Below are 26339 nucleotides of genomic sequence, written 5' to 3'. Positions count from 1 at the left end.
ACCCTCACGCCACGACGTGGCGGAGGGTCGTCGTCGTCTCGGGGGGTGCAGCCGCCTCCAGCTCGGCCCGCTGGGCGAGGTAGAGCTCCGCGCAGGCGAGGGCATCGGTCAGGGCCTCGTGGGCGCGGTAGACCGGCAGGCCGCGGCGGGCCCGGGCCGCCCACAGCCGCAACGCTCCCGGGTCGGACGCGGCGTCCCACCCGCCGCCGAGTGCGCGGCGCTCCAGCTCGAAGGTGTCGACGACCTCGACCGGCAGGCCCGCACCCCACAGCCGGGTGCAGGCCGCCCCGAGGAAGCCGGTCTCGACCCGGGCGAAGTGGGCGAGCAGCGCGCGGCCGGCGAGCGCCCCGAGCAGCGCCCCGAGCACCTCCTCCAGCGGGCGGCCCCCGGCGACGGCGTCGTCGGTGATGCCGTGCACGGTCGCGCTGCGGCCCACCTCGCCCCCGTCGCCGACGAGGAGGTGGCCGGCACCGGCGAGCACCACCCGGTCGCCGTCCAGCGGCACCCACCCGACCGAGAGGACCCGGTCGGTCGCCGGGTCCAGGCCGGTGGTCTCGATGTCGACCGCCAGCAGCGGCAGGTCGTGGACGGGCGTCGCGCGGTCCGGCCCCGGCACGGCGAGGAAGTCGGCGAGCGGCCCCGGTCGGGCCCGGCGCGCGGCCCGCTGCCGGCGCGCGTCGACCGAGCGGCGCAGCAGCGTCACGAGACGACGTGGGTGAGGTAGCGCCGGCCGAGCGAGTGCTGCGCGGAGCGCACGATGGCGAAGGCCTCCCGCAGGTGGTGCTTCTCGAAGCTCGACAGGTCGTCCGGGGCGACGAAGTTGTCCGTCGGCCGGCCGGCGCGCACCTGCTCGCTCTGGTGACGCAGCCGGACGTAGCCGATGAACTCGAACGCGTCGCGCAGGTCGTCGGCGAGCTCGTCGCCGAGCACGCCCGCGAGCCGGGCGGCCTCGATCCGGGCGCGGGTGTTGACCGCGGGCGAGCCGATGGCCAGGGCGTGCACGCGGGCCAGCTCGACCACCGGCAGCACCCCGCCGCGCTTGATGTCCAGGGTGTCCCGGTGCTCGCCGGCCTTCTCGAGGACGAAGCCACGGAAGAAGCCGAGCGGCGGCTCGTGGGCCCCCGCCTGCCGGGCGAGGTGGGTGAGGAAGGTGCGCGCCTCCGGGGCGGCCCGCAGGACGTGGCGCTGCAGGCGCGCGTGGAGCGACTCGTCGCCGTGGACCGGCCGCATGTCGAAGAAGATCGAGGAGTGCAGGACCGCCTCGGGGGTCGGGGCCGTGAGCCACGTGGTCAGCTCGGTGCGCCACCGGGCGAGCGGCCGTCGCCAGCGCGGGTTCGAGGCCATCATGTCGCCCTTGCACCGCGGGTAGCCGCAGCGGACAAGGCCGTCGGTCACCCGTTCGGCGAGTGCCTCGAACCACGCGAGCCCGGCCGCGTCGACGGCGTCGTCGATGATGACCGCGGTGTCCTGGTCGGTGGCGAGCGCCTGCTCGAGCCGGGCCCGCGAGCCGAGCGCCACCCAGCAGTACGGGACCGGGGGCGGGCCGAGCTCGGCCTCCGCGAGGGCGATGACCCGGCGCTCGACCGCGTCGCCGACGGCCGTGACGACCCGGCCGATGTCGTCGGCCGACGCGTCCTGGCCGACGAGCGCCTCGACGACCCGGGGCAGGCGGGAGGCCGCCCGCGCGACGCCCTCGACGTCCGGCTGCTTGGCGACGTCGCCGGCGAGGTAGACCGGGTTGGCCTCCTCGAGCCGGAGCAGGTCGGTCGTCGTGACGATGCCCGCGGGACGGCCGGTGGCGTCGACGACGGGCAGGTGGTGGATGCGCCGGCTCGTCATCTCCAGCAGCGCCTCGAAGGCGAGCGACTCGACGGACGCGGTGACGGGGTCGCCGGTCATCACCGCGCTGACCGGCCCCGCGGGGTCGGTTCCGGTCGCGAGGACGCGGGTGCGCAGGTCGCGGTCGGTGAGGATGCCGGCCAGCCGGTCGCCGTCCATGACGAGCAGCGACGAGACCCGCTGCTCGGCCATCGCGACGGCGGCCTCCCGGATGCTCGCGGTCGTCGGGACGGCGACGAGCTCGCGCGTGACGAGCTCGCGCACGGGGGTGGTGAGGATGGCGCTGCCGGTCGCGGAGACCCGCAGCTCGGCCACGGCTCCGCGCATCCGGCTGCGGCGCTGGGCGTCGTAGAACGCGTCGAACGCCGGATGGGCCCGGCACAGTGCGTGGAAGTCCTCCTCGGGCAGCAGGAGGGCGAGCGAGTCCTCGATGGTGGTGACCGAGAAGGTGGAGGGGTTGCCGCGGGTCAGGGTGATCGAGCCGAAGGAGCTGCCCGCCGCACCCCGGTCGACGAGCGTGCCCTGCTCGTCGTGCACGTCGGCGGCCCCGGAGCGCAGGACGTAGAGGTGGTGGTTGTCCTGGCCGCGCGCGATGATCTCGGTGCCCCGGCGGAAGTACTCGACCGACATCCGTGCCGGCAGGGACTCGAGCGCGGCGGCGGGCAGCCCCGCGAACGGCTCGTGGCGGGCCAGGAAGTCGCGGACCTCGGCCAGCTCGACTTCGAGGGGCATGCCCCCATCGTCCCAGCGTGCGCACGAGGCCCACAACAGCAGTCTGACCTGCTGGAATGGCAGGACACGGGTGCCGGCTCGGCACCCCGGAGAAGGGTGGGCACGATGAGCGAGAACCCGACGCAGACCCCGGACGAGGGTCCGGCCGACAGCGGCGCCGAGCCCGGCGTCCCCGGCGAGCACGACGGCGGCGCCGACGGCGGCGCGGGTCCCGAGGGTCGCGCCGACAGCGGCGCGGACGAGTCCGGCACCCCGGGCGAGCACGACGGCGGCGCCGACGGCGGGGCCGACGGGGCCTGATGGCCGACCCCGGACGCGCCGAGCCCTCGACCCCCTCCCTTCGGGAGGGCGGCCGGGGGCTCGGCGCGTTCGTCGCCGACCCGACGCGGTTCGCCGACGCGGTGTGGGGCCGGGCGCCACTGCTGACCCGCGCGGCCGACCTGCCACCGGCGCGGCACGGGTTCGACGCCGCGGCGGTCGACGAGCTCCTCTCCCGGCGCGGGCTGCGCACCCCGTTCCTGCGGATGGCCCGCGACGGCGCGACGGTCCCGGCGCACGACCTGACGCTGGGCGGCGGCGTCGGCGCCTCGATCGGCGACCAGGTGAGCGAGGACCGCGTGCTGCGGCTCTTCGCCGAGGGTGCCACGATCGTCCTCCAGGCGCTGCACCGCACCTGGGCCCCGGTGTCCGAGAGCGCTCGTCGCCTCGCCGCCGACCTCGGCCACCCCGTGCAGGCCAACGCCTACGTCACCCCGCCGCAGAACCGCGGGTTCGACGACCACTACGACGTCCACGACGTCTTCGTCGTCCAGGTGCAGGGCGAGAAGCACTGGCGGGTGCGTCCGCCCGTGCTGGAGGCGCCGCTGCGCACCGAGCCGTGGACCGACCGGCGCGAGGCCGTCCGGGTCGCCGCGGAGCAGGAGCCGGTCGTCGACGCCGTGCTCCGGCCCGGGGACTGCCTCTACCTGCCGCGCGGGTGGCTGCACTCCGCGACCGCCCTCGGCGGCACGAGCATCCACCTGACCTTCGGCGTCCACGTGTGGACCCGGCGCACGCTCGTCGACGACCTGCTCGCCGCTGCCGGGCCCCACCTCGACGAGGTGCCGACGCTGCGCGAGGCGCTGCCCGTCGGGGTCGACGTGCTGGATGCCGAGACGGTCGCCACTGCTCGGGAAGAACTGCGCGAGAACCTCATCCGGGCGATCGACGCCGTCACCGACGAGGAGCTGGCGGCCGCGCTGGCCGGGCGGGCCCGGGCGGCCGAGCGCGCCGAGCCCCTCGACGTCCTCGCCCAGCGCGACGCCGCGGAGGCCGAGGTCGGCCCTCGGTGGCGGCTGCGCCGTGGCCTCGCGGCCCGCTGGGAGGGCGACGTGCTCGTCACCCGTGTCGGCCGCGTCGAGGCGGGCGCGGACCGCGAGGCGGTGGCCGGGCTGCTCGCGGGGACGCGTGGGCCCGACGACCTCGCGCCGGCCCTGCGGCGCCGGCTGGCCCTCGCCGGCGTCCTCGTCCCGGCTACGCCGACCCCCTGACGACGAGCCGGGTCGGGAGGACGGTGTCGGCGGGCACCTCGCGTCCGGCGATGCGCTCGAGCAGCACCTCGGCCATCACCCGGCCCATCCGGCTCACCGGCTGGCGCACGGTGGTCAGCTCGGGGTCGGTGTGCCGGCAGACCGGGGCGTCGTCGAAACCGACGAGGGCGACGTCGCGCGGCACGGCGAGCCCGGCGTCACGCAGCGCGCGCAGGGCACCGACGGCCATCAGGTCGGACGCGGCGAAGACGCCGTCCGGCGGCGGTCCGCCGGCGAGCAGCTCGGCCATCGCCCGGCGCCCGCTCTCCTCGGAGTAGTCGCCCCAGGCGACCTCGGGCCGCGCCAGCCCGGCGGCCTCCGCGGCGTCGAGCGCCCCGACGAGGCGGTCCCGCCCGGAGGACATGTCCTGCGGGCCGGCGAGGACGGCCAGGCGCCGCCGCCCGCCCGCGACGAGGTGGTCGACGGCCGCCCGCCCGCCCGCGAGGTTGTCGGCGTCGACGACGTACGCCGGCCGCCGCGTCGCCGGGCTGCCCCCGCAGACGGTCGGGACCCCCCGCGCCTCGAGGAGGTCGGGCAGTGGGTCCTCGGCGTGCAGGGAGAGGAGGAGGACGCCGTCGACGTGCCGGTCGGTGAGGTAGGTCGCGGCCCGGCCCGCGGCCGGCTGCTCACCGGCCATGGTCAGGACGAGCTGCACCCCGCTGGCCGCGAGGGCCTCGCCGATCCCCCGGACGATCGCCGCGAAGTACGGCTCGTTGAAGACCCGCTCCCCCGGCTCGGAGACGACGAGGGCGACCGTGCCGGTGCGCCGGGTCACGAGCGAGCGCGCCGCGTGGTTCGGGACGTAGCCGAGGGCCTCGACGGCGGCCTGCACCGCCGTGCGAGCGGCCGGGCTGACGTGCGGGGAGTCGTTGAGCACCCGCGACGCGGTGCCGCGGCCGACACCGGCGAGGGCCGCGACGTCGGCGAGGGTGGGGGGCCGCCCGGCTCCCATGCCGTGGCCGGGTTCCCTGATGGCGGCCACGGCACGGGTGCCGGACGGGTGCGGAGGGGCCGCGGGCACGGTCGGGGGACCCGCCGTGGGAGCGCTCCCATCCGTCACGGCACCAGTATTGCCACGCGCGGGCCGGCGGCGCAGGAGGTCGTCGTCAGTCGTGTCCGAACCGTGACCCCGGTGGCTCGTCGGGCCCGCGGCCGGGCGCGTCCTCAGCCGGTGACGACCTCGCCACCGGCCTGCTGCCAGGCGCCGATCCCACCGGCCAGGTCGTAGGCACCGGTGAAGCCGGCCTGCGCCATCGCGTCGAGGGCGGCCGCGCTGCGGCTGCCCGAGCGGCAGTACACCGCGTACGCACCGGCGGGGTCGAGGGCCGCGAGCTGGGTGCCGAAGGCCGCGCCCTCGATGTCGACGTTCACCGCACCCGGCAGGTGGCCCGCGGCGAACTCGGCCGGGGTGCGCACGTCGAGCACCGTCGTGCCAGGGCGGCGCAGGGCGGCCGCGAAGCCGGCGGCGTCGAGGTGGGAGCCGGCGGCGGGCGCGGCGGTGGCCGCGGCGCCGGCCGTGGCGCTGACGTCGGCGCCGCCGTCGCCGCACGCGGCGAGCGAGCCGGTGGCGAGGAGGGAGAGGGCGAGCGCCGCGAGGAGTCGGCGGAGAGGCATGGGTGCTCCCGAGGGGGTCGAGGTCGTGGCCGCGCGGGCGGTGCGGCGCAGCCATCGTATACCCCCCTAGGTATAGGTTCGTCCGGGCTGTCATCCTCCCCGTGAACCGCACCGGTCCTTCGTGGGACCGGCTGGCGACAGCGCACACCACATCCGCGACTTTGTGGATGTCGGCCACACCGGTGCGCGACCACACCGTCCCTAGGGTCCACGACCATGACCGACGCCAGCGCCCCGTCCACCCCGGTCGACCTCGACGGTCGCACCGCCCTCGTCACCGGCGCCGCGAGCGGCATCGGCGCTGCGGTGGCGCGGGCCCTCGCCGGCGCCGGCGCACGGGTCCACGCCGTCGACCGCGACGCCGAGGGCCTGGCCCGCGTGGCGGCCGACGGCATCGAGCCCCTCGTCGCCGACCTCACCGACCTCGACGCCCTCGCGTCGCTGCCGACCGCCGTCGACGTCCTCGTCAACAACGCCGGGATCCAGCACGTCAGCCCGGTCGAGGACTTCCCGCTCGAGCGGTTCGACCTGATCCTCGACCTGATGCTCGCGGCGCCCTTCCGGCTGGTGCGCCAGTCGCTGCCGCACATGTACGCGCGTGGCTGGGGCCGGGTGGTCAACGTCTCGAGCGTGCACGGGCTGCGGGCGAGCGCCTACAAGGCGGCGTACGTGTCGGCCAAGCACGGGCTCGAGGGGCTCTCCAAGGTGGTCGCGCTCGAGGGCGGGCCGAGGGGCGTCACGTCGAACTGCGTCAACCCGGCGTACGTGCGCACGCCGCTCGTCGAGAAGCAGGTCGCCGACCAGGCCCGCTCGCACGGCATCCCCGAGGACGAGGTCCTCGAGACGGTGATGCTCGAGCCGGTCGCCGTCAAGCGCCTCGTCGAGCCGGAGGAGGTCGCCGCCCTCGCGCTCTTCCTCTGCGGGCCGGCGTCGGCGTCGGTCAACGGCACCTCGTTCGTCATGGACGGCGGGTGGACGGCGCACTGAGCGCCGGCGGCCCGGCCATGGTCCCTAGGATCGGCGGGATGGTGGACGAGGCGCAGCGGGAGGGCACCGGCGACGGCGCCCTCGGCCTGCTCGCGCTGCTGGCCGACGACGCGTCCGTCGCCGAGGTCGCGGCCGCACCAGCCCCACCCGAGGCGCGCGAGCTGGCCGTCCGGGTGGCGGCCGCCCGCGAGGTGCACCAGCGCCGGGAGGCCGGGCTCTCCGCGCTGCTCGAGACCGCCCGCGCGCTGGCCAGCGAGAGCGACACCGGCCAGGTGCTCGACGCCATCGTCCGGCGGGCCCGGGCGCTCATCGGCACAGACCTCACCTACCTGACCCTCTACGACCCCGAGGCCGGCGACACCTACATGCGGGCCACCGACGGCTCGATCTCGGCGGCCTTCCAGTCGGTGCGCCTCGAGCTCGGGGCCGGGCTCGGCGGGCTCGTCGCCTCGACCCGGAAGCCCTACTGGACGGCCGACTACTGGAACGACGACCGCTTCCGGCACACGACCGACATCGACGGCGCGGTGTCCGAGGAGGGCATCATCGCCATCTGCGGCACGCCGCTGCTCGTCGAGAACGACTTCGTCGGAGTCCTGTTCGCCGCCAACCGCACCCCGCGGCCGTTCACCCGCGAGGAGGTGGGCCTGCTCGGCAACCTCGCGACGCTCGCCGCCGTGACGCTCGTCCAGACGCGGGCGCTCGCCGACGCCGAGTCGGCGCTGGCCGCCCTCTCCGAGGCCCACGAGACGGTGCGCCAGTACGCCGACGGCATCGAGAAGGCGGCGGCCGCCCACGACCGGTTCGCCTCCCTCGTGCTCGGCGGTGGCGGGGTCGACGACCTCACGCACGCGCTGGCCGACCTGCTCGGCGGCTGGGCGGCCCTCGTCGACGAGGACGGCTCGGTGCGCAGCGCGTCCCCGGGAGCCGTCGTGCCCCAGTCCTTCCCCGACCTCGGCGCCGGCCGGCTGGTCACCGCCGGCGGCGTGCACGGCCTCGCCGTCGCCACCGCGGACGAGCACCTCGCGACGCTCTTCGTCGGCGGCACGGGTGACCTCGCGGACGCCGACCGGCGCACCGTCGAGCGGGCCGGTGTCGTCACCGCCCTCGTCCTCCTCTTCGAGCGCCAGGCCGCCGACACCCGGCAGGCGGCCCGCAACCGGGTGGTCTCCGAGCTCGTCGCCGCCCGGGGACCGGAGGAGGACCGGGTGCAGCTGGTCCGCTCGGCCGGCACCGACACCGACGCGCCGTTCTGCCTCCTCGTCCTGCGCGGCGACGCCTCGACCTCCACCCGCGCGCTGGCCCTCTCGGCGTCCGCCGCGACCGGGGACGGGGCGCTCGTCGGCGTGCACGAGGGCGACGTCGTCGCGCTGGTCCCCGGCGACGACCCGGGCGCCCTCGCGGCGTCCGTCGCCGCGCGGGTCGGGCGCCGCGGCGAGGTGACGGTGTCGGGCGTCGGTCCGCTGCGCGGGGTCGCCGGCATCCCGGAGGCGCACGTCGAGGCGGCCCGCACCGTCGCGGCCCTCGTCGCCCTCGGCCGGCGCGGGGAGGGCGCCGCCGCCACCCAGCTCGGGTTCGCCGGCCTCATCGTCGGCTCGGACCCGGACGTCGCCTCGTACGTCACCCGCGAGCTCGGGCCGCTGCTCGGCTACGACGCCCGCCGCGGCACCGACCTCGTCGGAACGCTCGCCGCCTGGTTCGACGCCGGTCGCTCGCCGCGGCACGCCGCCGGCCGGCTGCACGTCCACGTCAACACCGTCGCCCAGCGGCTCGAGCGCATCGGGGCGCTGCTCGGCGACGGCTGGCAGGAGCCCGAGCGCTCGCTCGAGCTGCAGCTCGCCCTCCGGATGCGCGCCCTCCTCCCCACCGACTGACCCTTCGCGCCGCCCCCCTCCCTGCCCCCGCTCCTTTCGCGAACGTGTGTGAAGAACGTCGGCATGCCGGCGTTCTTCACACACGTTCGGGGCAGGAGGCGGGCGGTCAGGGGGCCGACGACCCGCGGGCGACGAGGTAGAGCGGCAGCCCGAGGACGACGACGAGGAGGCAGAGGCCGGCCCAGACCTCCGGGCGCTCGATGCTCAGGCCGCCGACTCTCGCGACGACCGGATGGCCGCCGGCCTCGTGCTCACGGGCGTCGCGCAGCACCCAGGCGCCGATCGCCGCGAGCAGCGCGGCGACGGCGAGCGCCGTGAGGGCCGGGGCCGTCGACGAGGGCACGCCCCCAGTATCCGCCGCGTCAGCGGGCGGCGGGGAGCATCCGCTCGACGGCGTCGACGACGGCGCCGACCCCCGGCTCCTCGAGGACCACCGAGTAGTGGTTCGCGTCGACCTCGGTCGTCCGCAGGGCCGCCGGCAGGTCGAGCGCGGCGATCCGTTGCGGGTCGTAGAGACCCTGCGGCTCGTCCATCAGCCCGCGGTGCGCCCACACGAGCTCGACCGGCAACCCGTGCTCGAGGACCGCCCGTCGCGCGCCCGCGTGCGTCTCGGGGTCGGCGAGGACGTCCGCGCCGTCGGCCCGCACCGCGTCGAGGACGCACGAGCTGCGCCAGCCGCCCCCGTCGCCGGCTCCGCCGTCCGCCGGCACCAGGTCGTGCAGGACGTACCGGCGGGCGGCATCCCCGGCGGGACCCCGCAGCACCGGACCGAGCGCCGGGTGCGCGTCCCAGAAGGCGAGGTACTCCTCCGGCGAGCCGAAGCGCATCGAGAGCCGCTGCATCGCCGGCCCGATGGTCGCCGTCAGCGCCGCGTCGATGTCGAGCTCGGGCGGCGGCGGGAAGGCCAGGCCGCCGTCGACGAGGACGACGCCGGAGAACCGCTCCGGATGCCGGGCCGCCGCGAGCGCCGCGACGAAGCCACCCATCGAGTGGCCGACGAGGACGGGCGTCACCGCGAACGCGGACGCGATGCCGACGAGGTCCTCGGCGTGGGCGGCGAGGCCGTACGGGGCCCCGGCTCCGGCGCTGCTCGCCCGGCCCCGCAGGTCGGGTGCGAGCACCCGCAGCGACCCCGGTCCGTGCCGCCGCACGAGCTCGTCGGCGACCCGGGTCCAGGACAACCCGTTCGCCGTGATGCCGTGGACGAGCAGCACGGTCGGGGCGTCGTCGGCGACCGGCCCGCCGGAGAGGTCGTGCACGCCGATCTCCCCCTCGGGGACCTCGAGGGAGAACGTGGGTTCGGTGCTCACGGACGGACCGCCTTCCGGACGACTCGTCCTCCGATCCCGGCGAGGCCCGCCGGGGCGAAGTAGACGACGAGGACGAAGAAGATACCGAGGACGAACAGCGGTTGGCCGAGAACCGACCGGAGGCCGTCGGGCAGCGACTCGAACAGGCCGGAGCCGCTCGCCTCGGTGAGCCGGGCGTCGGCGTAGTGGTAGAGGAACCCGCCGAGCAGCGCGCCCCACGTGCTCCCGGCACCGCCGAGCACGACCATGACGAGCAGCGACAGCGTGAACTCCGAGGTCGTGAGGTGCGGCCCCGACCCCCCGAGCACGAGCGCGTGCACCACGCCCCCGAGGGCGCCGAGGAAGCTCCCCACGACGATGGCCAGCAGCTTGACCCGGTAGGTGCCGATGCCGAGGACCGCTGCGCGCGACTCGTTCTCGCGCACCGCGGCCATCGCGTGGCCGGCCCGCGAGGCGACGAGCAGCCGCACGACGACGACCGCGACGACGACGAAGCCGAGGGCGAGCCAGTACCGGTACGGAGCGTTCTGCACCCCGACCAGGGCGTCCGGCACGGCGGCCCGCGGCAGCGCCTTCCCCTCCTCGCCGCCGGTGATGCCGCCCGGGTCGCGCAGGACGACGATCGAGGCGGCCTGCGCGAAGGCGAGCGTGACCATCGCGAAGGCGATGCCGCCCACCCGCAGCGCGACCGCCCCGACGACGAGGGCCAGCAGCGTGCTCCCGCCGAGCGCCACGACCACGGAGACCCCGAGCGGGAGCGACCACGCCGACAGGGAGACGGTCAGCAGGTAGGACCCCGCCGCGACGAAGAGCGCGTGCCCGAAGCTGAGCAGCCCGGTGCGGCCGAACAGCACGTCGTAGGAGAGGGCGAACCCGGCGAAGACGAGGCAGGTGGCGAGCAGCTGCATCGACCCGGGCCCGTTGACCCGCCCGGGCAGCACGCCGGGCAGCTCCACCGGCAGGTACGGCAGGTAGGCGAGCACGGCGAGGAGGACGAACGGCGGCACGACCCGCAGCAGCGACCGGCGGCCCGGGCTCGACGTCATGCGGCTCATGCGGCTCATGCGGTGGCTCCCTTCAGCGACGAGGGCCGCAGGAGGAGGACGAGGGCGAGGAGGAGGACGACCGACAGGTCGCCGATGCCGCTCGCCGCGTAGTAGTTGGCGAGCTGCTGGACCAGCCCGACGGCGAGCGCGGCGACGGCGGTGCCGGTCAGCGACCCCATCCCGCCGATGACGACGACGATGAACGCGTAGATGAGCAGCGAGCCGCCCTGCCCGGGTGAGACGGTGCCGGCGTACTGCGAGTACAGGACCCCGGCGAGCGCCGCGACCGCCCCGCCGAGCGCGAACACGACGGTGAAGGTCCGCTGCACGTCGATTCCGAGCGCCTCGACCATCGTGCGGTTCTCGACGCCGGCCCGGATGACGAGCCCGAGGCGCGTGTACCGCAGCAGTGCGACGAGGCCGGCGAACAGGGCCAGCGCCACCGCGACGTAGACGAACCGGTCGACCGGCAGCCGTGCCCCGAGCAGCTCGACCGTGCCGGCCATCCACGCGGGCTTCTCGACGGGGTGCGGGTCGGCGCCCCAGATGCCCTGGGTCGCAGCGACGGCGGCGAGCGAGAGACCGACGGTGACGAGCACCTGCTGGATGTGGTGCCGGTACAGCGGTCGGATGAGGACGACCTCGACGACGACACCGACGACGGCACCGACGAGGACGGCCACGACCGCGGCGACGAGCAGCCGCACCCCGACCCCGAGCGAGTTCGGGAGCGCGTCCATCGTCAGCCACGCCGCGTAGCCGCCGGCCGTCACGAAGGCGCCGTGGGCGAAGTTGAGCACGCCCATCAGTCCGTAGACGAGCGACAGCCCGCTCGCGGCGAGGAAGTAGAGGGCCCCGAGGCCGAGCCCGGTGACGAGGATGAGGACGAGGTCGCTCACGCGGCGCCCTCCCGTCGCATCGAGACGCCGAGCAGCTCGGTGGTCAGGGCCGGGTCGTCGACGAGCGCCCGCGCCTCGCCGCGGTGCACGACCCGACCGGCGTCGAGGACGACGACGGTGTCGGCGATCCGCCGGACGAGCGGAAGGTTCTGCTCGACGAGGAGCACCGGCGTCGTCGTGGCCACCCGCGCGAGGACGTCGGCCACCTCGGTGACGAGCTTCGGCGCCAGCCCCTTGGTCGGCTCGTCGACGAGCAGGAGGTCGTTCTCGCGCAGCAGGACCCGCGCGAGGGCGACCATCTGCTGCTGCCCGCCCGAGAGCGTGCCGGCGCGCTGGGCCCGGCGGTCGACGAGGTCGGGGAAGAGCTCGCGGACGATGGGGGCGTCGGCGCCGGCGTCCGGGTCGACCAGCCGGAGGTTCTCCTCGACGGTGAGGCCGCCGAACACCTCGCGGTCCTCGGGCACGTAGCCGACGCCACCCGCCACGATGCGGTGCGCCCGCTCGCCGCCGATGTCCCTTCCCCGCACCGTGATCCGGCCGGTGCGCGGCGCGAGCCCGAGGACCGCCTTGAGCGTCGTCGTCTTGCCGACGCCGTTGCGGCCGAGCAGCGCGGTGACCCCGGTGTCCGGCACCTCGAACGAGACGCCCTGGAGGACGTGTGAGCCGCCGTAGCGGACGTGCACGTCGTCGAGGACGAGGACGCTGCTCACAGCGCCTCCCCGAGGTAGGCCTGCTGGACCCGCTCGTCGGCGGTCACCTCGTCCGGGGCACCGACGGCGAGCAGCGAGCCGTGGTGCAGGACGGCGACGCGGTCGGCCAGCCCGAGGACGACGTGCATGTGGTGCTCGACCATCGCGACGGCCACGCCGGAGTCGCGGACCTCGCCGATGATCGTCGTCAGGCCGTCGACGTCCTCGGCGGAGACGCCGGCCATCGGCTCGTCGAGGAGCAGCGCCCGCGGCTCGGACGCCAGGGCCATCGCGAGCTCGAGCTTGCGGCGGCCACCGTGCGACAGGTCGCGGGCCGGCGTGCCCGCGGTCCCGCCCATCCGGACGCGCTCGAGGAGCGCCTCGACCCGCTCCCGGGCGACCGTGCCGGCGCGGCGGAACGGCGAGCCGGGCGCCGGTCCGGCCCCCTGGACGGCCAGCCGCACGTTCTCGCCGGCGCTCAGCCCGTCGAACAGGGCCGAGGTCTGGAACGAGCGGGCGAGTCCCATCCGCGAGCGCCGGGTGGCCGACGCCCGCGAGACGTCGGCGCCCCCGAGGGTGACCCGCCCGCTGCTCGGGCGGGTCACCCCGGAGAGGATGTTGACGAGCGAGGACTTGCCGGCGCCGTTCGGCCCGATGATGCCGACGAGCTCGCCGGCGCCGACGGTCAGGGAGACGTCCTCGAGGATGCGGGCGCCACCGACCCGCCAGCCGACGCCCTCGGCACCGATCACTTGAAGGGCGTGACCGGCGGCGCGACGGCGGCCGGGTCGAGCGTCTTGTCCAGCTTCGCGACGTAGCCGTCGCCCTCCTTGACGAGGGAGGCGGTGAACATCGGCTGGAGCAGCGCGTGGTCCTCGGCGCGGATCTCCATCGAGCCCTTGGGCCCCTCGAAGCTCCAGCCCTCGAGGGCCTTGACCATCGCGCCGGTGTCGTCGGCGCTCGCCTCGAGGGCGTGGACGATCATCTGCGCGGCGACGAAGCCGTCGTTGGTGAACAGGTCGACGGTGCCGCCCTGCTTCTTCATCCCGGCGTCGAGGGCCTGGTAGGCGGCGTTGTCGGCCGCGCCGTCGAAGAAGTGCGAGAGGAAGTCGATCTTCGTCGCCGACGCCCCGAACAGGGCGTGGGTCGGCTTGATGTCGAGGCCGGTGACGACGGTCGTCACGTCGAAGACGCCCTGCTGGGAGAGCGAGGTCCACATCTGGGTGGCGTTGGCGCCGGCCCACGCGACGAAGAGCAGGTCGGGCTTGGCGGCCTTGACCTTCGAGGCGAACGGGGTGAACTCGGTGGCGGCGGCCGGCACCTCGACCGGCGAGACGGTGGCGCCCTTGCCCCCGAGCACCGCGGTGACGGCGGCGACGTTGGCCTTGCCGAACGCGCTGTCCTGGGCGAGGACGGTGACCTTCTTGCCCTGGACGTCGCCGATCATCGTGCCGGCGGTCGCGACGTCCTGGTAGGTCTGCCGGCCGGACCGGAACGTGTACTTGTTGGCGCCGGTGACCGCGTCGACGGCGGCCGGGCCCGAGATGAAGAGGACCTTGTTGTCCTGGGCGAGCGGGGCGACCTGGAGCGCGACGCCCGACGACGTCGAGCCGGCGAGCACCTTGACGCCCTGGCCGATGAGGTCGGTCGCGGCGGAGACTGCCTTCGCCGGGTCGCCGGCGTCGTCCTGTTCGGCGATCTCGACGGTCCGACCCTTGACGGCGTTCGTGCCCTTGGTCGCGTAGTCGAGGCCGGCGGTGAAGCCCTGGCGGTACTGCTCGCCGTACGTCGCGAGCGGGCCGGTCTTGCTGTAGACGAGGCCCACCTTCAGCGGGGAGCCGGACGCGGAGGCGTCCGAGCCGCCGCCGGCCGAGCCCGGCTGGCCCGGGGACCCGCAGGCCGCGAGGGCGAGGGACAGGACGGCGCTGGCCGCCGCGAGCACGAGACGTCGGGACACGGTTCCTCCTCCGGGGGGCGCTCGCGCCATTGCCCACACGATTCCGGTGACGCCCCGTCCGCTGCGGCGACGCTAGGGCGAGAGCCCACGGCGAACCGTGGGCGCTGTCCCCACATCGGGCGCTGCGGGATGTGTCTCGGCACCACCGGGCGGCCCGGGGAACATCCGCGGACCCGGGCGCTGTTGCATGGTGGACAGATACCCCCTAGGGTATGTGCCAGTGACCGGGGAACCACACCCCGCCGACCCCAGACCCCGCCGGAGGACCCGCCGTGATCTTCACCCAGTACTACCTCGACTGCCTGTCGCAGGCTTCATACCTCGTCGCCGACGAGGGCACCGGCCAGGCTGTCGTCGTCGACCCCCGCCGCGACGTCGCCGAGTACGTCGCCGACGCCGCCGCCCGCGGCCTGACCATCGTCGGTGTCGTCAACACCCACTTCCACGCCGACTTCGTCTCCGGCCACCTCGAGCTGGCCCGCGAGACCGGCGCCTGGATCGGCTACGGCGAGGCCGCGCAGGCCGACTTCGACATCCGCCACCTCACCGACGGCGAGCGCATCTCCCTCGGCGACGTGACCCTCGAGATCATGGCCACGCCCGGGCACACCCCCGAGTCGATCTCGGTCCTCGTGTACGAGCACGCCGACGACGAGGTCGCGTACGGCGTGCTGACCGGCGACGCCCTGTTCATCGGCGACGTCGGGCGCCCCGACCTGCTCGCCTCGATCGGCGTGACCGCCGACGAGCTCGGCCGGATGCTCTACGACTCGATCCAGCACCGGCTGATGGGTCTCGACGACGCCGTCCGCGTCTTCCCGGCGCACGGCGCCGGCTCGGCCTGCGGCAAGAACCTCTCGACCGAGAAGCAGTCGACGATCGGCGAGCAGCGCCGCCTCAACTACGCCTGCCAGCCGATGACGGAGGCCGAGTTCCTCGCCGTCGTCACCGCCGGCCAGCCGAGCGCCCCCGAGTACTTCGTCTACAACGCGGTCCTCAACCGCCAGGAGCGTGGCGTCCGCGAGCTCGGGGCGAGTGTTCCGGCGCTCTCGGCCGACGAGGTCGACGCGGCGCTCGCGTCCGGCGCGGTGGTGCACGACGCCCGCGACCCGCAGGAGTTCGCGGCCGCGCACCTGACCGGCTCGGTCAACGTGCCGGTCGACGGCCGGATGGCCGAGACGGTCGGGATGGTCTTCGCGCCCGAGCAGCGGATCGTCGTCGTCGCCCCCGAGGGGGCCGAGCAGGAGGTCGCGACCCGCTTCTCCCGCATCGGCTACGACCACGTCGTCGGGTACGTCGCCGACGTCGAGGGCTACTTCCTCGCACACGCCGACCACGTGGCGCGGGCCAGCCGGCTCACCGTCACCGAGGTCGCGGAGGCCGCCGAGCGGCCCGAGGTCCAGCTCGTCGACATCCGCAACGCCGGCGAGGTCGAGGCCGGGATGGTCCCGGGTGCCCGGCACATCCCGCTCGCCGAGCTGGCACGGCGCAGTGGTGAGCTGGACGCCGACCGGCCGGTGGTCGTCTACTGCGCCGGCGGCTGGCGCAGCTCGGTCGGCACGAGCCTGCTGCGCGCCAAGGGTTTCGACGACGTCTCCGACCTGCTCGGTGGCTACGCGGCCTGGGACCAGGCGCACGCCCCGGCCTGACCTCGGCGCGTCCGCCTGACCGCTTGCTCACATCCCCGCGGCGGGACGTCCGGGCGGGAGGACGCTGGAGGCGAGGAGGCATCATGACCGACTTCGACCTCGAGACCGTTCCTGCCACCACCGTGGCCACCCTTCGCCGGACGGTGCCCGTCGGCGAGCTCCCCGAGTTCTTCGGCACCGCGTTGACCCTGGTCGCCGAGGCGGTGGCGGACGCCGGGGGACGGGTCACCGTCCCTCCGTTCGCCTGGTACCACTCGATGCCCACCGACACGGTCGACGTGTCCGCCGGGTTCGCCGTGGTCGGCGACGTGCACACGCTCGACGGTGCGGCCGGGCTCCACGAGCGGCCGGGCGGGCGGGCGGTCGTCGGGGTCCACGTGGGTCCCTACGACACGCTCTCCGTCTCCTGGCAGGCGCTCACGGCATGGACCGCCGGGCGGGGCCTGGCCCCTCGGGGCGAGTTCTGGGAGGAGTACCTCACCGAGCCCGAGGGTGACCCCGCCGGGTGGCGGACGCGCCTGGTCGCCCTGGTGGACTGAGCCCGGGGCCGGGGCCGGGCGCGGCGCGGCGCGGGGCGCGGGACGCCTCGGGCCGTGGTGCCTGTGCGCTCACTCCTCGAGGGCGTCGCCGGTCGTCACGCCCCGGACGCCCGCCATCTCGTCGAGCCGCGCGGTGAGCCGGGCGAGGTCGGTCGAGCCGGCGAGGACGAGGGTGACGTCGACGAGCGCGGCGGCGCCGTCGTCGTCGCGCCGGCGGCTGCGCAGCTCCTCGACGGAGAGCCCGGCCGTCGTCACGGCGTCGATGATGTCGCGCAGCAGCCCACGGCCGTCCTCGTAGGTGATGCGCAGGCCGAACACGTGCGGGCGGAAGCGGGCGGCGAGGCGACCGAGCGGGTGGATGCCGTACATGAGGAGGAAGTAGGCGAGCGTCGTCGCCGTCGCGAGAAGGAGGAGGCCGGTTCCGGCAGCGGCCCCGACGGCGGAGGTCATCCAGATGCTCGCGGCGGTGGTCAGGCCGCGCACGGTGTCGCGGCGCATGAAGATGACGCCGGCACCGATGAAGCCGAGCCCGCTGACGATGCCCGCCGCGACGCGCGAGGGGTCGTACGAGACCTGGCTGCCGAGCACGTCGGCGAAGCCGTACTTGCTGACGAGGACCCAGAGGGCGGAGCCGGTGCCGACGAGCGTGTAGGTGCGCAGACCGGCGGACTTCTGCTGCACCTGGCGCTCGAAGCCGATGGCGAGCGAGAGCAGCATGGCCACGGCGAGCTCGGTGACCTGAACCCAGCCCTGCCCGCTGAGGTCGAGCAGTCGGTCCGCGGTGGCCATCCCGCCAACCTAACCCGGCCGGGGTCGTGCCCGGGCCGCGCGAGGCGGCGGGGTCGGCGACCGGGACGCGGCAGGTGTCGGCGCCGCGACCATCGGGTGCCCCTCCCCAGGAAGCAACCCCGACGAGCGGTCCGGCGGCCCACCATCCGGGGGGTGCGGTTCCCGCGACTATCGGATGCCCCTCCCCAGGAAGCAACCCCGACGAGCGGTCCGGTGCGCCGGTAGCCGGTGCACCTGAGACGAGCGGCGGGTTGCCCCGGCGACTGGCGCAACCAGCCGCTCATTCCGGGTGCATCACGCTGCGGTGCAATCGGCCGCTCGTCGTGGTTGCCCCGCGAGGAGGGGCAACCGATAGCGGCACAACAGGTCCTCCTCCGAGAGCCGTGACCAGCCGCCCGTCGTGGTTGCCCCCCGAGGAGGGGCACCCGATAGCGGGCACAACAGGTCCTCCCCCGAGAGCCGAAACCAACCGCCCGTCGTGGTTGCCCCCCGAGGAGGGGCACCCGACAGCGGCACGACAGGTCCTCCCCGAGAGCCGTGACCAGCCGCCCGTCGTGGTTGCCCCCCGAGGAGGGGCACCCGATAGCGGCCCGACGACTACTCCCGCGGGACACCGCCCCTCAGCCCGGGAGGACCTCCCGCGAGATGCCGCACCCCGCGCCCAGCGCTCCGCTGGCAGGCTGGGCACCGTGCGCGCCCTCGTCTACGACGCCTTCCGCGAATCGCCGCGGGTCACCGCGCTGCCCGACCCGCAAGCGCCCCCCGGCGCCGCCGTCGTCCGGGTCACGAGCGCCGGCCTCTGCCGCAGCGACTGGCACGGCTGGATGGGCCACGACGGCGACATCGCGTCCTTCCCGCACGTCCCCGGACACGAGCTGGCCGGCGTCGTCGAGTCCGTCGGCGACGGCGTCGACCCCGGATGGCTCGGGCGCGCCGTCACCGCCCCGTTCGTCCAGGCCTGCGGCGCCTGCGACACCTGCCGCGCCGGCGACGGCCAGGTGTGCCCGCACCAGCGCCAGCCCGGCTTCACCGACCCCGGATGCTTCGCCGAGCGCGTCCTCGTCCACGCCGCACCGACCAACCTCGTCGAGCTCCCCGAGGCCGTCCCACCCACGACCGCAGCCGGACTCGGATGCCGCGTCGCCACCGCCCACCGCGCCGTCGTCGCCCGCGGACGCGTCGCCGAGGGCGACACCGTCCTCGTCATCGGCTGCGGCGGCGTCGGGCTGGCCGCCACCAGCATCGCCGTCGCTCGCGGCGCCCGGGTCTGCGCCGTCGACCCCGATCCCGCCTCCCGCGACCGCGCCACCGCCCTCGGCGCCGAGCTCACCCTCGACGCAACGCTCTCCGAGGCCGACCTCGTCGACGCCGTCGCCACCTGGTCCGGCGGCGGCGCGCGCGTCGGCATCGAGGCCGTCGGCTCCCCCGCCGCGTGCCGCACCGGCCTCCTCGCCCTCGGCCGACGCGGCCGCCACGTCCAGGTCGGGTTGCTGCCGCCGGCGGCCGGCCCGACCGACGTCCCGATGGAGCGCGTCATCGGCTGGGAGCTCGACGTCCTCGGCAGCCACGGGATGGCCGCCCGCGACTACGCAACGCTGCTCGCCGACGTCGCCGCCGGCCGCCTCGACCTCACCGCGCTCCTCGCCCCCGGCGACCCGGTCGGCCTCGCCGAGGCAGGTGACCTCCTCACCCGGATGGGCGCAGCCGGCTCGCGCGGGATGGTCCTCGTCGACCCGTCACGCTGACGAGTCGGTCCGCGGGCCCCTCGGCGGCACCAGCCCGAGCAGCAGCCCCAGGGCGCACGCGACAGCGTGGTAGTTCCCTGCCGCCACGATCACACCGACCGCCACGAGGACGCCGACCGCGGGCGGCCAGGCCCAGCGCCGCGAGGGCGACGCAAGTGCGTTCGACGCCACCGCGCACGCGAGGGCGAGGGTCGCCATCGAGTTGCCGCCGCCGACCGGTTCGACGCCCAGGACCAGGAGGTCTGCGCCGACCACAGCGACCCAGAAGGTGACCCACGTCCGTCGCCCACCCCAGTACCGCTCGGCGGCGACGACGGCGATGGCGAGGATGACGAGGTTCGAGACGGTGCCGACGAGCCCACCGTCCTGGACGACCGCGCTGGTCACGAGCCGCCACACCTGCCCGGCCCGGATCAGCCCGGCGTCACGCTCCAGAGCGGGGAGCAGCTCCGGGACGGCGAGCTGCACCAGCGACGGCACCGCGACGACGAGCCAGAGCCCCACCGCCGCCGCCGACGGTCGAGGAGGGGATGGTTCCCGTCCCGCGGCGACGGCGCGCAGTGCGGTGAGCATCGCCAGGACGACGACGGCGTAGAACGCGATCCCCACCACGGTGTCGACCATGGGCACCAGCGTGCCTCACGCTCGCCTCACACCAGGGCGCGCCCGAACTCCCGGTCACCGAGCAGCTCGAGGCGCCGCCAGAGCACGCTGCCCGGCACCGCCTGCGTCGCGTGGCAACGCACCGCCTCGAGCTGGCGGGTGCGGTTGAAGACCACCGCGGTGATCACCCCCGCCGGGTTCCCCCCGCAACCGGCCCCGGTCCCCTCCCCCAAGTTGGCCGCGACCACCTCCGGCAGGGCCCAGCCGAGCACCGGCACCCCGAGCGACTCCCCCACCGCCACCGCGGCCACCGAGGCCGCCGCGTGGTCGGCGTGCCCGGTGACCCCGGCGACGGGGTCGAACACGACGAGCCCGTCCGGCTGCACCCGCTCCACCTCGCCCGCGACGTCGGCCCGCACGACGGAGTCGGGCACCTCGGCCAGGCCGCCGTCCGGGTGCCCGCACAGCGACGCGTGCGTGATGCCGAGGGCCGCTGCGGCGGAACGCAGCTCGGCGTCACGCACCGCGGCCAGGTCGCCCGGGACGTCGCCGAGCGTCGACGCCTCGCCACGCGTCAGGCACAGCACGTGCACCTCGGCGCCGGCTCGGCCGAACGCATCCAGTAGTGCGCCGAGCCCGAAGGACTCGTCGTCCGGGTGCGCCACGACGGCGAGCACCCGCTTCCACGGGGGCAGGGTCCCGACAGGCACGGCCGACTCCCTCACTCCGGTAGGCAGATCCGCCGCTGGGCGGCGGCCCGCAGGGTCAGGGCACTGACGACCAGCACGAGCACCGTCGTCCCGCCGAGCAGCAGCCACGCGACGACGTCGTACGCCACCTGCGGGCGGGCGCCGGCCATCGCGACCGCCGCCGCCGCGGCCGCGGCCAGCGGGAAGGTGTAGGCCCAGTACGGCAGGGCGAAGGGGATGCGCCGCAGCCGGCCGACCTGCCCGATGAGGATGGCGACGAAGGCCATCGAGGAGGCGTACAGCACCCGACCCACCGGGTCCCCGACCCCGCCGGCCAGCGCGCCCCAGGACAGCATGGCCACGGCCGGCGGCGCGACGAAGATGGCCACCGTCGGCAGCAGCTTCTCGGGCAGCCCCGCATCGTGCAGCAGCACGCGCTGCAGCAGCAGCGGCAGCAGCCCGACCCAGAAGACCATCCCGACACCGAAGGCGAACCACGCGAGCTCGACCGAGCCGATCTCGCGGGCGGCCAGCGGCGTGACGACGTTGCCGACCACGGGGATGAACCACGCCGGCGTCACGGACCCGTGGAGGATGTCCGCCCGCCCGAACCAGGCGCTGATGACGGCCACCGTCGCGAGCAGGTGCCCGACCGCCCCCACCCACCACAGGACCGACGCCACCGCCGGCGCGACCGACTGCCCGGCCGTCGCGAGGACGAGCAGGGAGATGGTCACGGTGGGGGCGAAGGTCATCCGGACGGGATGGCGCAGCTCGGCCCGGGCCGCCTCCGGGAAGCGCACCCACTTGACGACATAGGCGACGCCGACGACGACGAACGCCGCCGCCGCCAGCGCGAGGAAGGTGAGCGCCGGCCACGAGGGCAGGTCCCAGACCGAGGCCGCCCGCCGCCAGGCGAGCGAGACCCCGCCGAGGCCCATCACCGAGGAGAAGAGGGTGACCGGCAGGTGCGCCAGCGACCGCTGCGAGGCGACCGCCGGCGCTGCACCGGAAACCGCCGTCGCGACCCCCGCGCTCATGACCCGGTGCGGATGGTCGACTCGACGACGTCGGCGGGCAGCTCCTTGGTGCAGAAGAACCAGTCGACGCACTCGACGCCCTCCTCGGCGCCCTCCATCCGCTCCTTGGCCGTGCCGCAGGACCCGGCCGGCGGGACGATGACGCGGTCGCCGGGGCGCCAGTCGGCCGGCGTGGCGACGTCGAACGCGTCGGCGGTCTGCAACGCCTTGACCACCCGGAGCAGCTCGTCGAAGTTCCGGCCGAGGCTCAGCGGGTAGTAGACGATCGTCCGCACGACCCCGCGCGGGTCGACGACGAAGACCGCGCGCACGGCCTTGGTCGAGTCCTCGCCGGGCATGATCATCCCGTACTTCGTCGCGACCTCCATCGACACGTCGTCGATGAGCGGGAAGGTCACCTCGACGTCCTTCATGTCGCGGAACTCGATGCGGTCCTTGATGGTTCGCAGCCAGGCGATGTGGCTGTAGAGGCCGTCGACGGACAGCCCGACGAGCGCCGTGTTGTACGCCGCGAACTCGGCCTCCAGCGAGGCGAAGGTCATGAACTCCGTCGTGCAGACGGGCGTGAAGTCCGCCGGGTGCGAGAAGAGGATGACCCACCGGCCGGCGTAGTCGCCGGGGAAGTGGATCTCGCCCTGCGTGGTCTGCGCGGTGAAGACCGGGGCGGGGTCCCCGATCCGCGGCATGGAGGTGGTGGTGGGCGTGGCGGTGGACTCGACGGTGGCGGTCACGGGTCGTGCTCCTCGTGAGGTGGTTGCTGACGCCTCGATTCTATACCCCCTGGGGTATGATGCAGGTCACACCGCGGACCCGTCGCACACGCACCGGAGGGGCGCATCCCGGCGGGAGTCGCCGGAGTCGTCGAGCACCCCCACCTGGTGGTCGCTGACCCAGACGACCCGCGGCGTCCGGCCGCGCACCGACGCACACACCCACGCGGCCGTCATCACCGCGACGTCGCTCACCTGACCGATGCGGAACAGCGACGTCGTCTCGGTCACGGCCGCTCCCTCGCCGGCCCGCAGCACGACCCGCACGTCCGGGGCGACGGCGAGCGCGTTGATGGCGACGGCGACGTTGTCGAGGTCCTCGGAGCCCATCGCCGCGACCGCGCGGGCCCGCCCGACGCCCACCCGCGCGAGCACCGCCCGGGAGCCGGCGTCCCCGACGACGACCGGGATGCGCGCGGCCCGGGCGGCCGCGAGGTTCGGCGCGCCCTCCGTCCGCTCGACGACGACCACCGGCACGCGCAGCTCGCGCAGCAGCTCGGCCACCCGCAGCCCGACCTGGCCGAGGCCGGCGACGACGACGTGGTCGCGGGCCGGCACCCGCCGGGGGCCGACGAGCGCGGCCGAGCGCGACCCGACGATCCACTCGACCAGCCCGGCGACCAGCGCGCCGGTGAAGGCGATGCCGACGAGCATGAGCAGCCCGGAGACGACGAGGTACCAGCCCGGTGCCCCGTGCGCCTCGGCCGCCGCCGGCCCGACGGTCGCGACCAACCGGGCCGACCCGTAGAAACCCGCGACGAGCCCCTCGTGGAGGACGCTGACCCCGAGCACCCACTCGAGCGCGATCGTCGCGAGCAACCCCCCGAGCCCGAGCACGAGGATGCCCTCGGAGCCGCCGTACCGCCGCGGCACCCAGCGCCCGAGCCGCGTGGCCCATCCCTCCGGCTCCGGACCACCGGGGCGCAGCTCGGCACCGTCCGGTCCCTCGACGAGCTCGTGTTCGCCATTCGGGCCGGTCACCACGGCCAGCGCCCCCGGCCGGACGCACGCCGCCGCGACCGCGGGAGCGGCGACGTCGGCCGGCGAGGTGACCGTGCACGACGGCAGGGTCTGGGCCAGGTGCCGGCCGAGCGTGCGGTCGAAGATGGTCACGACGATGCGCACCCCGGGCCGCAGGTGCTCGACGAGCAGGGCGTAGCGCAGCGCGAGGAGGTCGCCCCGGACGACGACCGCCACCCCGTCGACCGGTTCGGCGAGGGCCGCGCGCAGGGCCGCCTCGTCGGGGTCGAGCAGGTGGACCACGGCGGCCCCCTCGTCCGCGAGCAGCGAGCAGAGGAGGCGGGTCGGCTCGAGGTCGCCGACGACGAGGATGCGCGGGTGGCTCACGGTCACCTCCGGAGGCGGGCGGGCGTCTCGTGCGAGGAGGAGCAGTCCGGGCGCGGCGCCGGGCAGACCACCCGACCCGGCGCCGCAGGTCCGGCCGGACTGAGCCCGAGTGTATACCCCGCTGGGTATCGGTGACGGGTGATCCGAAACACATGGAACCCATACCCCTGCGGGTATACCGTCGAGGTGACCACCCACTCGTCGAAGGAGACGAAGCCATGGCCGATGTCGTCGTCCTCGGCGCGGGCGTCGCGGGGCACACCGCGGCCCTGCACCTGAGCCGCCTGCTGCCGAAGGGCCACACGGTGACCGTCGTGTCGCCCAACTCCCGCTGGAACTGGATCCCCAGCAACATCTGGGTCGGGGTCGGGAAGATGGGGAAGCAGGACGTCGTCTTCCCGCTCGAGCCCGTGTACCGCAAGAAGGGGATCCGGTTCGTCCAGGCCAAGGCGGTCGCCATCCGCCCGGAGGGTGACGCCGAGGGCGCCCGCGGCGCCGTCGACGTCGTGCACACCTCCCCCGCGCGCGACGGTGAGGAGGAGCGGCTGCGCTACGACTACCTGATCAACGCCACCGGCCCGCAGCTGAAGTTCGGGATGACCGAGGGCCTCGGCCCGGACGCCGGCCACACCGTCTCGGTCTGCACCGCCGACCACGCCGTGCACGCCGCCGCCGAGCTGCAGGCGGCCATCGAGCGGATGAAGGCCGGCGAGCACCAGACCCTCGTCGTCGGCATGGGCCACGGCACGTGCACCTGCGAGGGCGCGGCGTTCGAGTATGTCTTCAACGTCGACCACGAGCTGCGCGAGGCCGGCGTCCGCGACCGCGCCCGCGTCGTCTACCTGAGCAACGAGGCCGCGCTCGGCGACTTCGGCGTCGACGGGATGACGTTCGCGGAGAGGGGTTTCGAGACGACCTCCGAGCTGTGGACGGCCAGCCTGTTCCGCGAGCGCGGCGTCGAGGCCATCCTCGGCGCGCACGTGCACCGCATCGAGCCGGGCGTCATCCACTACGAGACCCTCGACGGCGAGATGCACGAGCTGGCGTTCGACTTCGGGATGCTCCTGCCGCCGTTCGGTGGTGTGCCGCTCAAGGCGTACGACCGCGACGGCGAGGACATCACGGACCGGATGTTCGCCCCGAGCGGCTTCATGAAGGTCGACGCCGACTACACGGCCAAGCCGTACGAGGAGTGGCGGGGCGACGACTGGCCGCGCACGTACCTCGCTCCGGGCTACGACAACGTCTTCGCCGTCGGCATCGCCTTCGCTCCGCCGCACCAGATCTCGCGTCCGCGCAAGAGCCCGAACGGCACGGTCATCGCGCCGTCGCCGCCGCGCACCGGCATGCCGTCCGGCGTCATGGGCAAGACGGCGGCGATGACCATCGTCGACCGGATCAAGCACGGGTCCGAGCGGCCCGCGCACGAGGCGTCGATGGCCCGGATGGGTGCGGCGTGCGTCGCGTCCGCCGGGGCCGGGATGCGCCGGGGCTCGGCGGCGGCGATGACGATGATGCCCGTCGTGCCGGACTACTCGCGCTACCCCACCCGCCGCGACACCCCCGACACCCGCGGCCAGCTCCGCCTCGCGGGGCACTGGGTGAAGCTCATGCTCCACCACCTCTTCCTCCACAAGGCCAAGGGCCGCTTCGGCTGGCACCTCATCCCGGAATGAGCACCATGGACCACACCCAGACCCCCGACCCCGTCGCCGACCTCTCGAAGGCGCCGCTGCCCACCGAGAGCACCCTGCGCAAGCGGCGCAGCCTGCCCCTCCAGGCGGTCCGGTTCGCGGCGTTCAACCTGCGGATCATGCGGATGGTCCTCAAGGGCCACCACTGACGCGGGGCTCCGGCGCCTCGTCGGGCCGCGGCCCCGTGAGACACACTGGTCCCATGGGACCGCGGCGCTGGTGGGACGAGAGGGTGCTCCCTCGGCTGACCCACCGCGCCTGCCAGGGCTCGGACGTCGACCGCTGGCGCCGGCCGGTGTGCTCGCGGGCGACCGGGGTGGTCCTCGACATCGGGTTCGGCTCGGGTCCGAACCTCGAGCACTACCCGGAGGCCGTGACGCGGGTGCTCACGGCGGAGCCGTCGGACCTCGCGTGGGAGCTGGCGGGCCCTCGGGTCTCGGCGTTCGGGCGGCCGGTGGAGCGCACGAGCCTCGACGCGGCCGACCTCTCGGGCTTGCCCGACGGCTCGGTGGACACGGTCGTCACGGCGTGGGCGCTGTGCACGGTTCCTCGGCTGGAGCAGGCGCTGGTGGAGGCGCGGCGGGTGCTGCGACCCGGTGGGGCGCTGCACTTCGTCGAGCACTCACTGGCTCCGGATGCCGGCACGGTGCGGGTGCAGCGGTTCGTCCAGCCGGTATGGGGCCGGATGGCCGGCGGCTGCCACGTCGACCGCGACCTGCCCCGCGTCATCGAGTCGGCGGGGTTCGCGGTGACGCTCGACGAGGCGCGGTACATCGCACCCGGCCCGATGCGCGCCTGGGGCTGGTTCGTCACCGGCACCGCCCGCCCGCAATAGCCGAGGACCTCCATCACGCGCTCGCCGCGGCGTACGAACGTGGCACTGCAGTGGGCGTCAGAAGTGCCCCACACCGGCTCCCTTCTGTTGTCAACCGGCGGTTTTGAGTGGTGTCTTCACAGTG

At 74.9% G+C, this 26339-nt stretch carries 27 protein-coding genes; 10 read left to right on the top strand and 17 right to left on the bottom strand.

What is annotated here, in order from left to right; all coding sequences use genetic code 11:
- Positions 1 to 4: 4 nt before the first annotated feature.
- Entirely contained in the window at positions 5 to 703 is a 699-nt protein-coding gene (locus PKA89_RS13180) for an exonuclease domain-containing protein (protein ID WP_324420167.1), read from the bottom strand.
- Positions 700 to 2571 (bottom strand): putative nucleotidyltransferase substrate binding domain-containing protein, encoded by a 1872-nt coding sequence (locus tag PKA89_RS13175; RefSeq protein WP_324420165.1) that lies wholly within the window; start codon positions 2569 to 2571, stop codon positions 700 to 702. Before PKA89_RS13175 ends, PKA89_RS13180 begins: the two co-directional genes overlap by 4 nt.
- Before the next feature lie 105 nt (positions 2572 to 2676).
- Between PKA89_RS13175 and PKA89_RS13170 the strand changes: the two genes are divergently transcribed.
- Entirely contained in the window at positions 2677 to 2871 is a 195-nt protein-coding gene (locus PKA89_RS13170; protein ID WP_324420163.1) for a hypothetical protein, read from the top strand.
- Positions 2871 to 4100, top strand: coding sequence for a cupin domain-containing protein (locus tag PKA89_RS13165; RefSeq protein WP_324420161.1), 1230 nt, complete (start codon positions 2871 to 2873; stop codon positions 4098 to 4100). The genes PKA89_RS13170 and PKA89_RS13165 overlap by 1 nt, the downstream gene beginning before the upstream one ends.
- Here PKA89_RS13165 and PKA89_RS13160 read toward each other — a convergent pair.
- Positions 4084 to 5091 (bottom strand): LacI family DNA-binding transcriptional regulator, encoded by a 1008-nt coding sequence (locus PKA89_RS13160; protein ID WP_324420159.1) that lies wholly within the window; start codon positions 5089 to 5091, stop codon positions 4084 to 4086. The genes PKA89_RS13165 and PKA89_RS13160 overlap by 17 nt on opposite strands.
- 212 nt (positions 5092 to 5303) lie before the next feature.
- Positions 5304 to 5753, bottom strand: a complete 450-nt coding sequence (locus PKA89_RS13155; protein WP_324420157.1) for a rhodanese-like domain-containing protein — start codon at positions 5751 to 5753, stop codon at positions 5304 to 5306.
- Positions 5754 to 5969: 216 nt separating this feature from the next.
- On the opposite strand from PKA89_RS13155, the gene PKA89_RS13150 reads away from it, so the two are divergent.
- A complete protein-coding gene (locus PKA89_RS13150) occupies positions 5970 to 6740 on the top strand; it encodes a 3-hydroxybutyrate dehydrogenase (protein WP_324420155.1) in 771 nt (256 codons plus the stop codon).
- A gap of 38 nt (positions 6741 to 6778) precedes the next feature.
- Positions 6779 to 8614: a helix-turn-helix domain-containing protein gene (locus tag PKA89_RS13145; protein ID WP_324420153.1), complete on the top strand. Its 1836-nt coding sequence runs from the start codon at positions 6779 to 6781 to the stop codon at positions 8612 to 8614.
- Between the two features lie 106 nt (positions 8615 to 8720).
- Here PKA89_RS13145 and PKA89_RS13140 read toward each other — a convergent pair whose 3' ends face one another.
- The 7 genes from PKA89_RS13140 to PKA89_RS13110 are packed head-to-tail and all read right to left on the bottom strand — an operon-like array spanning position 8721 to position 14515.
- Complete coding sequence (locus tag PKA89_RS13140; RefSeq protein ID WP_324420151.1) at positions 8721 to 8957, bottom strand: hypothetical protein; 237 nt, start codon at positions 8955 to 8957, stop codon at positions 8721 to 8723.
- A gap of 19 nt (positions 8958 to 8976) precedes the next feature.
- Entirely contained in the window at positions 8977 to 9924 is a 948-nt protein-coding gene (locus PKA89_RS13135) for an alpha/beta fold hydrolase (protein ID WP_324420150.1), read from the bottom strand.
- Entirely contained in the window at positions 9921 to 10979 is a 1059-nt protein-coding gene (locus tag PKA89_RS13130) for a branched-chain amino acid ABC transporter permease (RefSeq protein ID WP_324420148.1), read from the bottom strand. Before PKA89_RS13130 ends, PKA89_RS13135 begins: the two co-directional genes overlap by 4 nt.
- Before the next feature lie 5 nt (positions 10980 to 10984).
- Positions 10985 to 11869 (bottom strand): branched-chain amino acid ABC transporter permease, encoded by an 885-nt coding sequence (locus tag PKA89_RS13125; protein ID WP_324420146.1) that lies wholly within the window; start codon positions 11867 to 11869, stop codon positions 10985 to 10987.
- Entirely contained in the window at positions 11866 to 12579 is a 714-nt protein-coding gene (locus tag PKA89_RS13120; protein WP_324420144.1) for an ABC transporter ATP-binding protein, read from the bottom strand. The genes PKA89_RS13125 and PKA89_RS13120 overlap by 4 nt, the downstream gene beginning before the upstream one ends.
- The gene (locus PKA89_RS13115) at positions 12576 to 13310 is read right to left on the bottom strand and encodes an ABC transporter ATP-binding protein (protein WP_324420142.1); all 735 of its coding nucleotides are present in this window, start codon (positions 13308 to 13310) and stop codon (positions 12576 to 12578) included. Before PKA89_RS13115 ends, PKA89_RS13120 begins: the two co-directional genes overlap by 4 nt.
- Positions 13307 to 14515, bottom strand: a complete 1209-nt coding sequence (locus tag PKA89_RS13110; protein ID WP_324420140.1) for a substrate-binding domain-containing protein — start codon at positions 14513 to 14515, stop codon at positions 13307 to 13309. Before PKA89_RS13110 ends, PKA89_RS13115 begins: the two co-directional genes overlap by 4 nt.
- Before the next feature lie 272 nt (positions 14516 to 14787).
- On the opposite strand from PKA89_RS13110, the gene PKA89_RS13105 reads away from it, so the two are divergent.
- Together PKA89_RS13105 and PKA89_RS13100 are read left to right on the top strand one after the other, a co-directional pair.
- Complete coding sequence (locus PKA89_RS13105; protein WP_324420138.1) at positions 14788 to 16164, top strand: rhodanese-like domain-containing protein; 1377 nt, start codon at positions 14788 to 14790, stop codon at positions 16162 to 16164.
- 83 nt (positions 16165 to 16247) lie between these two features.
- Positions 16248 to 16703 carry a GyrI-like domain-containing protein gene (locus tag PKA89_RS13100; RefSeq protein ID WP_324420136.1) on the top strand — a complete coding sequence of 152 codons (456 nt, stop codon included), beginning with the start codon at positions 16248 to 16250 and terminating at the stop codon, positions 16701 to 16703.
- A 69-nt stretch (positions 16704 to 16772) separates the two neighbouring features.
- On the opposite strand, the gene PKA89_RS13095 is transcribed toward PKA89_RS13100, so the two are convergent.
- The gene (locus PKA89_RS13095) at positions 16773 to 17492 is read right to left on the bottom strand and encodes an MgtC/SapB family protein (RefSeq protein WP_324420134.1); all 720 of its coding nucleotides are present in this window, start codon (positions 17490 to 17492) and stop codon (positions 16773 to 16775) included.
- A 689-nt stretch (positions 17493 to 18181) separates the two neighbouring features.
- Here PKA89_RS13095 and PKA89_RS13090 point away from each other — a divergent pair.
- On the top strand, positions 18182 to 19237 hold the full coding sequence (locus PKA89_RS13090) for an alcohol dehydrogenase catalytic domain-containing protein (protein WP_324420132.1): 1056 nt from the start codon (positions 18182 to 18184) through the stop codon (positions 19235 to 19237).
- On the opposite strand, the gene PKA89_RS13085 is transcribed toward PKA89_RS13090, so the two are convergent.
- The 5 genes from PKA89_RS13085 to PKA89_RS13065 all read right to left on the bottom strand — a co-directional run bounded on the left by PKA89_RS13085 (position 19229) and on the right by PKA89_RS13065 (position 23686).
- On the bottom strand, positions 19229 to 19861 hold the full coding sequence (locus PKA89_RS13085) for a rhomboid family intramembrane serine protease (protein ID WP_324420130.1): 633 nt from the start codon (positions 19859 to 19861) through the stop codon (positions 19229 to 19231). The two genes, PKA89_RS13090 and PKA89_RS13085, sit on opposite strands and share 9 nt — an antisense overlap.
- 26 nt (positions 19862 to 19887) lie before the next feature.
- Complete coding sequence (locus tag PKA89_RS13080; protein ID WP_324420128.1) at positions 19888 to 20550, bottom strand: PIG-L deacetylase family protein; 663 nt, start codon at positions 20548 to 20550, stop codon at positions 19888 to 19890.
- A gap of 11 nt (positions 20551 to 20561) precedes the next feature.
- Positions 20562 to 21569 (bottom strand): SLAC1 anion channel family protein, encoded by a 1008-nt coding sequence (locus PKA89_RS13075; RefSeq protein WP_324420126.1) that lies wholly within the window; start codon positions 21567 to 21569, stop codon positions 20562 to 20564.
- Positions 21566 to 22300: a peroxiredoxin gene (locus PKA89_RS13070; RefSeq protein WP_324420124.1), complete on the bottom strand. Its 735-nt coding sequence runs from the start codon at positions 22298 to 22300 to the stop codon at positions 21566 to 21568. Before PKA89_RS13070 ends, PKA89_RS13075 begins: the two co-directional genes overlap by 4 nt.
- A gap of 66 nt (positions 22301 to 22366) precedes the next feature.
- Positions 22367 to 23686: an NAD(P)-binding protein gene (locus tag PKA89_RS13065; protein ID WP_324420122.1), complete on the bottom strand. Its 1320-nt coding sequence runs from the start codon at positions 23684 to 23686 to the stop codon at positions 22367 to 22369.
- Positions 23687 to 23904: 218 nt separating this feature from the next.
- Between PKA89_RS13065 and PKA89_RS13060 the strand changes: the two genes are divergently transcribed.
- Genes PKA89_RS13060 through PKA89_RS13050 form a run of 3 tightly spaced genes read left to right on the top strand, consistent with a single transcriptional unit; the run spans position 23905 to position 26215 of the window.
- A complete protein-coding gene (locus tag PKA89_RS13060; protein WP_324420121.1) occupies positions 23905 to 25362 on the top strand; it encodes an FAD-dependent oxidoreductase in 1458 nt (485 codons plus the stop codon).
- Positions 25359 to 25529 carry a hypothetical protein gene (locus PKA89_RS13055; protein ID WP_324420119.1) on the top strand — a complete coding sequence of 57 codons (171 nt, stop codon included), beginning with the start codon at positions 25359 to 25361 and terminating at the stop codon, positions 25527 to 25529. The genes PKA89_RS13060 and PKA89_RS13055 overlap by 4 nt, the downstream gene beginning before the upstream one ends.
- Positions 25530 to 25582: 53 nt before the next feature.
- Entirely contained in the window at positions 25583 to 26215 is a 633-nt protein-coding gene (locus tag PKA89_RS13050) for a class I SAM-dependent methyltransferase (protein WP_324420117.1), read from the top strand.
- Positions 26216 to 26339 lie beyond the last annotated feature (124 nt).

It is taken from the genome of Phycicoccus sp. (assembly GCF_035325325.1).
Lineage (GTDB): Bacteria > Actinomycetota > Actinomycetes > Actinomycetales > Dermatophilaceae > Phycicoccus.
Note: the sequence above shows the minus strand (reverse complement) of the source record. Positions and strands in the feature narration are given on the sequence as shown.

Bases quoted from the DNA above. Each gene is read 5' to 3' on its own strand.
- PKA89_RS13085 (WP_324420130.1), bottom strand. From the start codon at position 19,861: ATGGTCGACACCGTGGTGGGGATCGCGTTCTACGCCGTCGTCGTCCTG.
- PKA89_RS13100 (WP_324420136.1), top strand. From the start codon at position 16,248: ATGACCGACTTCGACCTCGAGACCGTTCCTGCCACCACCGTGGCCACC.
- PKA89_RS13075 (WP_324420126.1), bottom strand. From the start codon at position 21,569: ATGAGCGCGGGGGTCGCGACGGCGGTTTCCGGTGCAGCGCCGGCGGTC.
- PKA89_RS13170 (WP_324420163.1), top strand. From the start codon at position 2,677: ATGAGCGAGAACCCGACGCAGACCCCGGACGAGGGTCCGGCCGACAGC.
- PKA89_RS13095 (WP_324420134.1), bottom strand. From the start codon at position 17,492: ATGGCCACCGCGGACCGACTGCTCGACCTCAGCGGGCAGGGCTGGGTT.
- PKA89_RS13145 (WP_324420153.1), top strand. From the start codon at position 6,779: ATGGTGGACGAGGCGCAGCGGGAGGGCACCGGCGACGGCGCCCTCGGC.
- PKA89_RS13160 (WP_324420159.1), bottom strand. From the start codon at position 5,091: ATGGGAGCCGGGCGGCCCCCCACCCTCGCCGACGTCGCGGCCCTCGCC.
- PKA89_RS13050 (WP_324420117.1), top strand. From the start codon at position 25,583: ATGGGACCGCGGCGCTGGTGGGACGAGAGGGTGCTCCCTCGGCTGACC.
- PKA89_RS13165 (WP_324420161.1), top strand. From the start codon at position 2,871: ATGGCCGACCCCGGACGCGCCGAGCCCTCGACCCCCTCCCTTCGGGAG.
- PKA89_RS13130 (WP_324420148.1), bottom strand. From the start codon at position 10,979: ATGAGCCGCATGACGTCGAGCCCGGGCCGCCGGTCGCTGCTGCGGGTC.
- PKA89_RS13175 (WP_324420165.1), bottom strand. From the start codon at position 2,571: ATGCCCCTCGAAGTCGAGCTGGCCGAGGTCCGCGACTTCCTGGCCCGC.
- PKA89_RS13060 (WP_324420121.1), top strand. From the start codon at position 23,905: ATGGCCGATGTCGTCGTCCTCGGCGCGGGCGTCGCGGGGCACACCGCG.
- PKA89_RS13055 (WP_324420119.1), top strand. From the start codon at position 25,359: ATGAGCACCATGGACCACACCCAGACCCCCGACCCCGTCGCCGACCTC.
- PKA89_RS13150 (WP_324420155.1), top strand. From the start codon at position 5,970: ATGACCGACGCCAGCGCCCCGTCCACCCCGGTCGACCTCGACGGTCGC.
- PKA89_RS13155 (WP_324420157.1), bottom strand. From the start codon at position 5,753: ATGCCTCTCCGCCGACTCCTCGCGGCGCTCGCCCTCTCCCTCCTCGCC.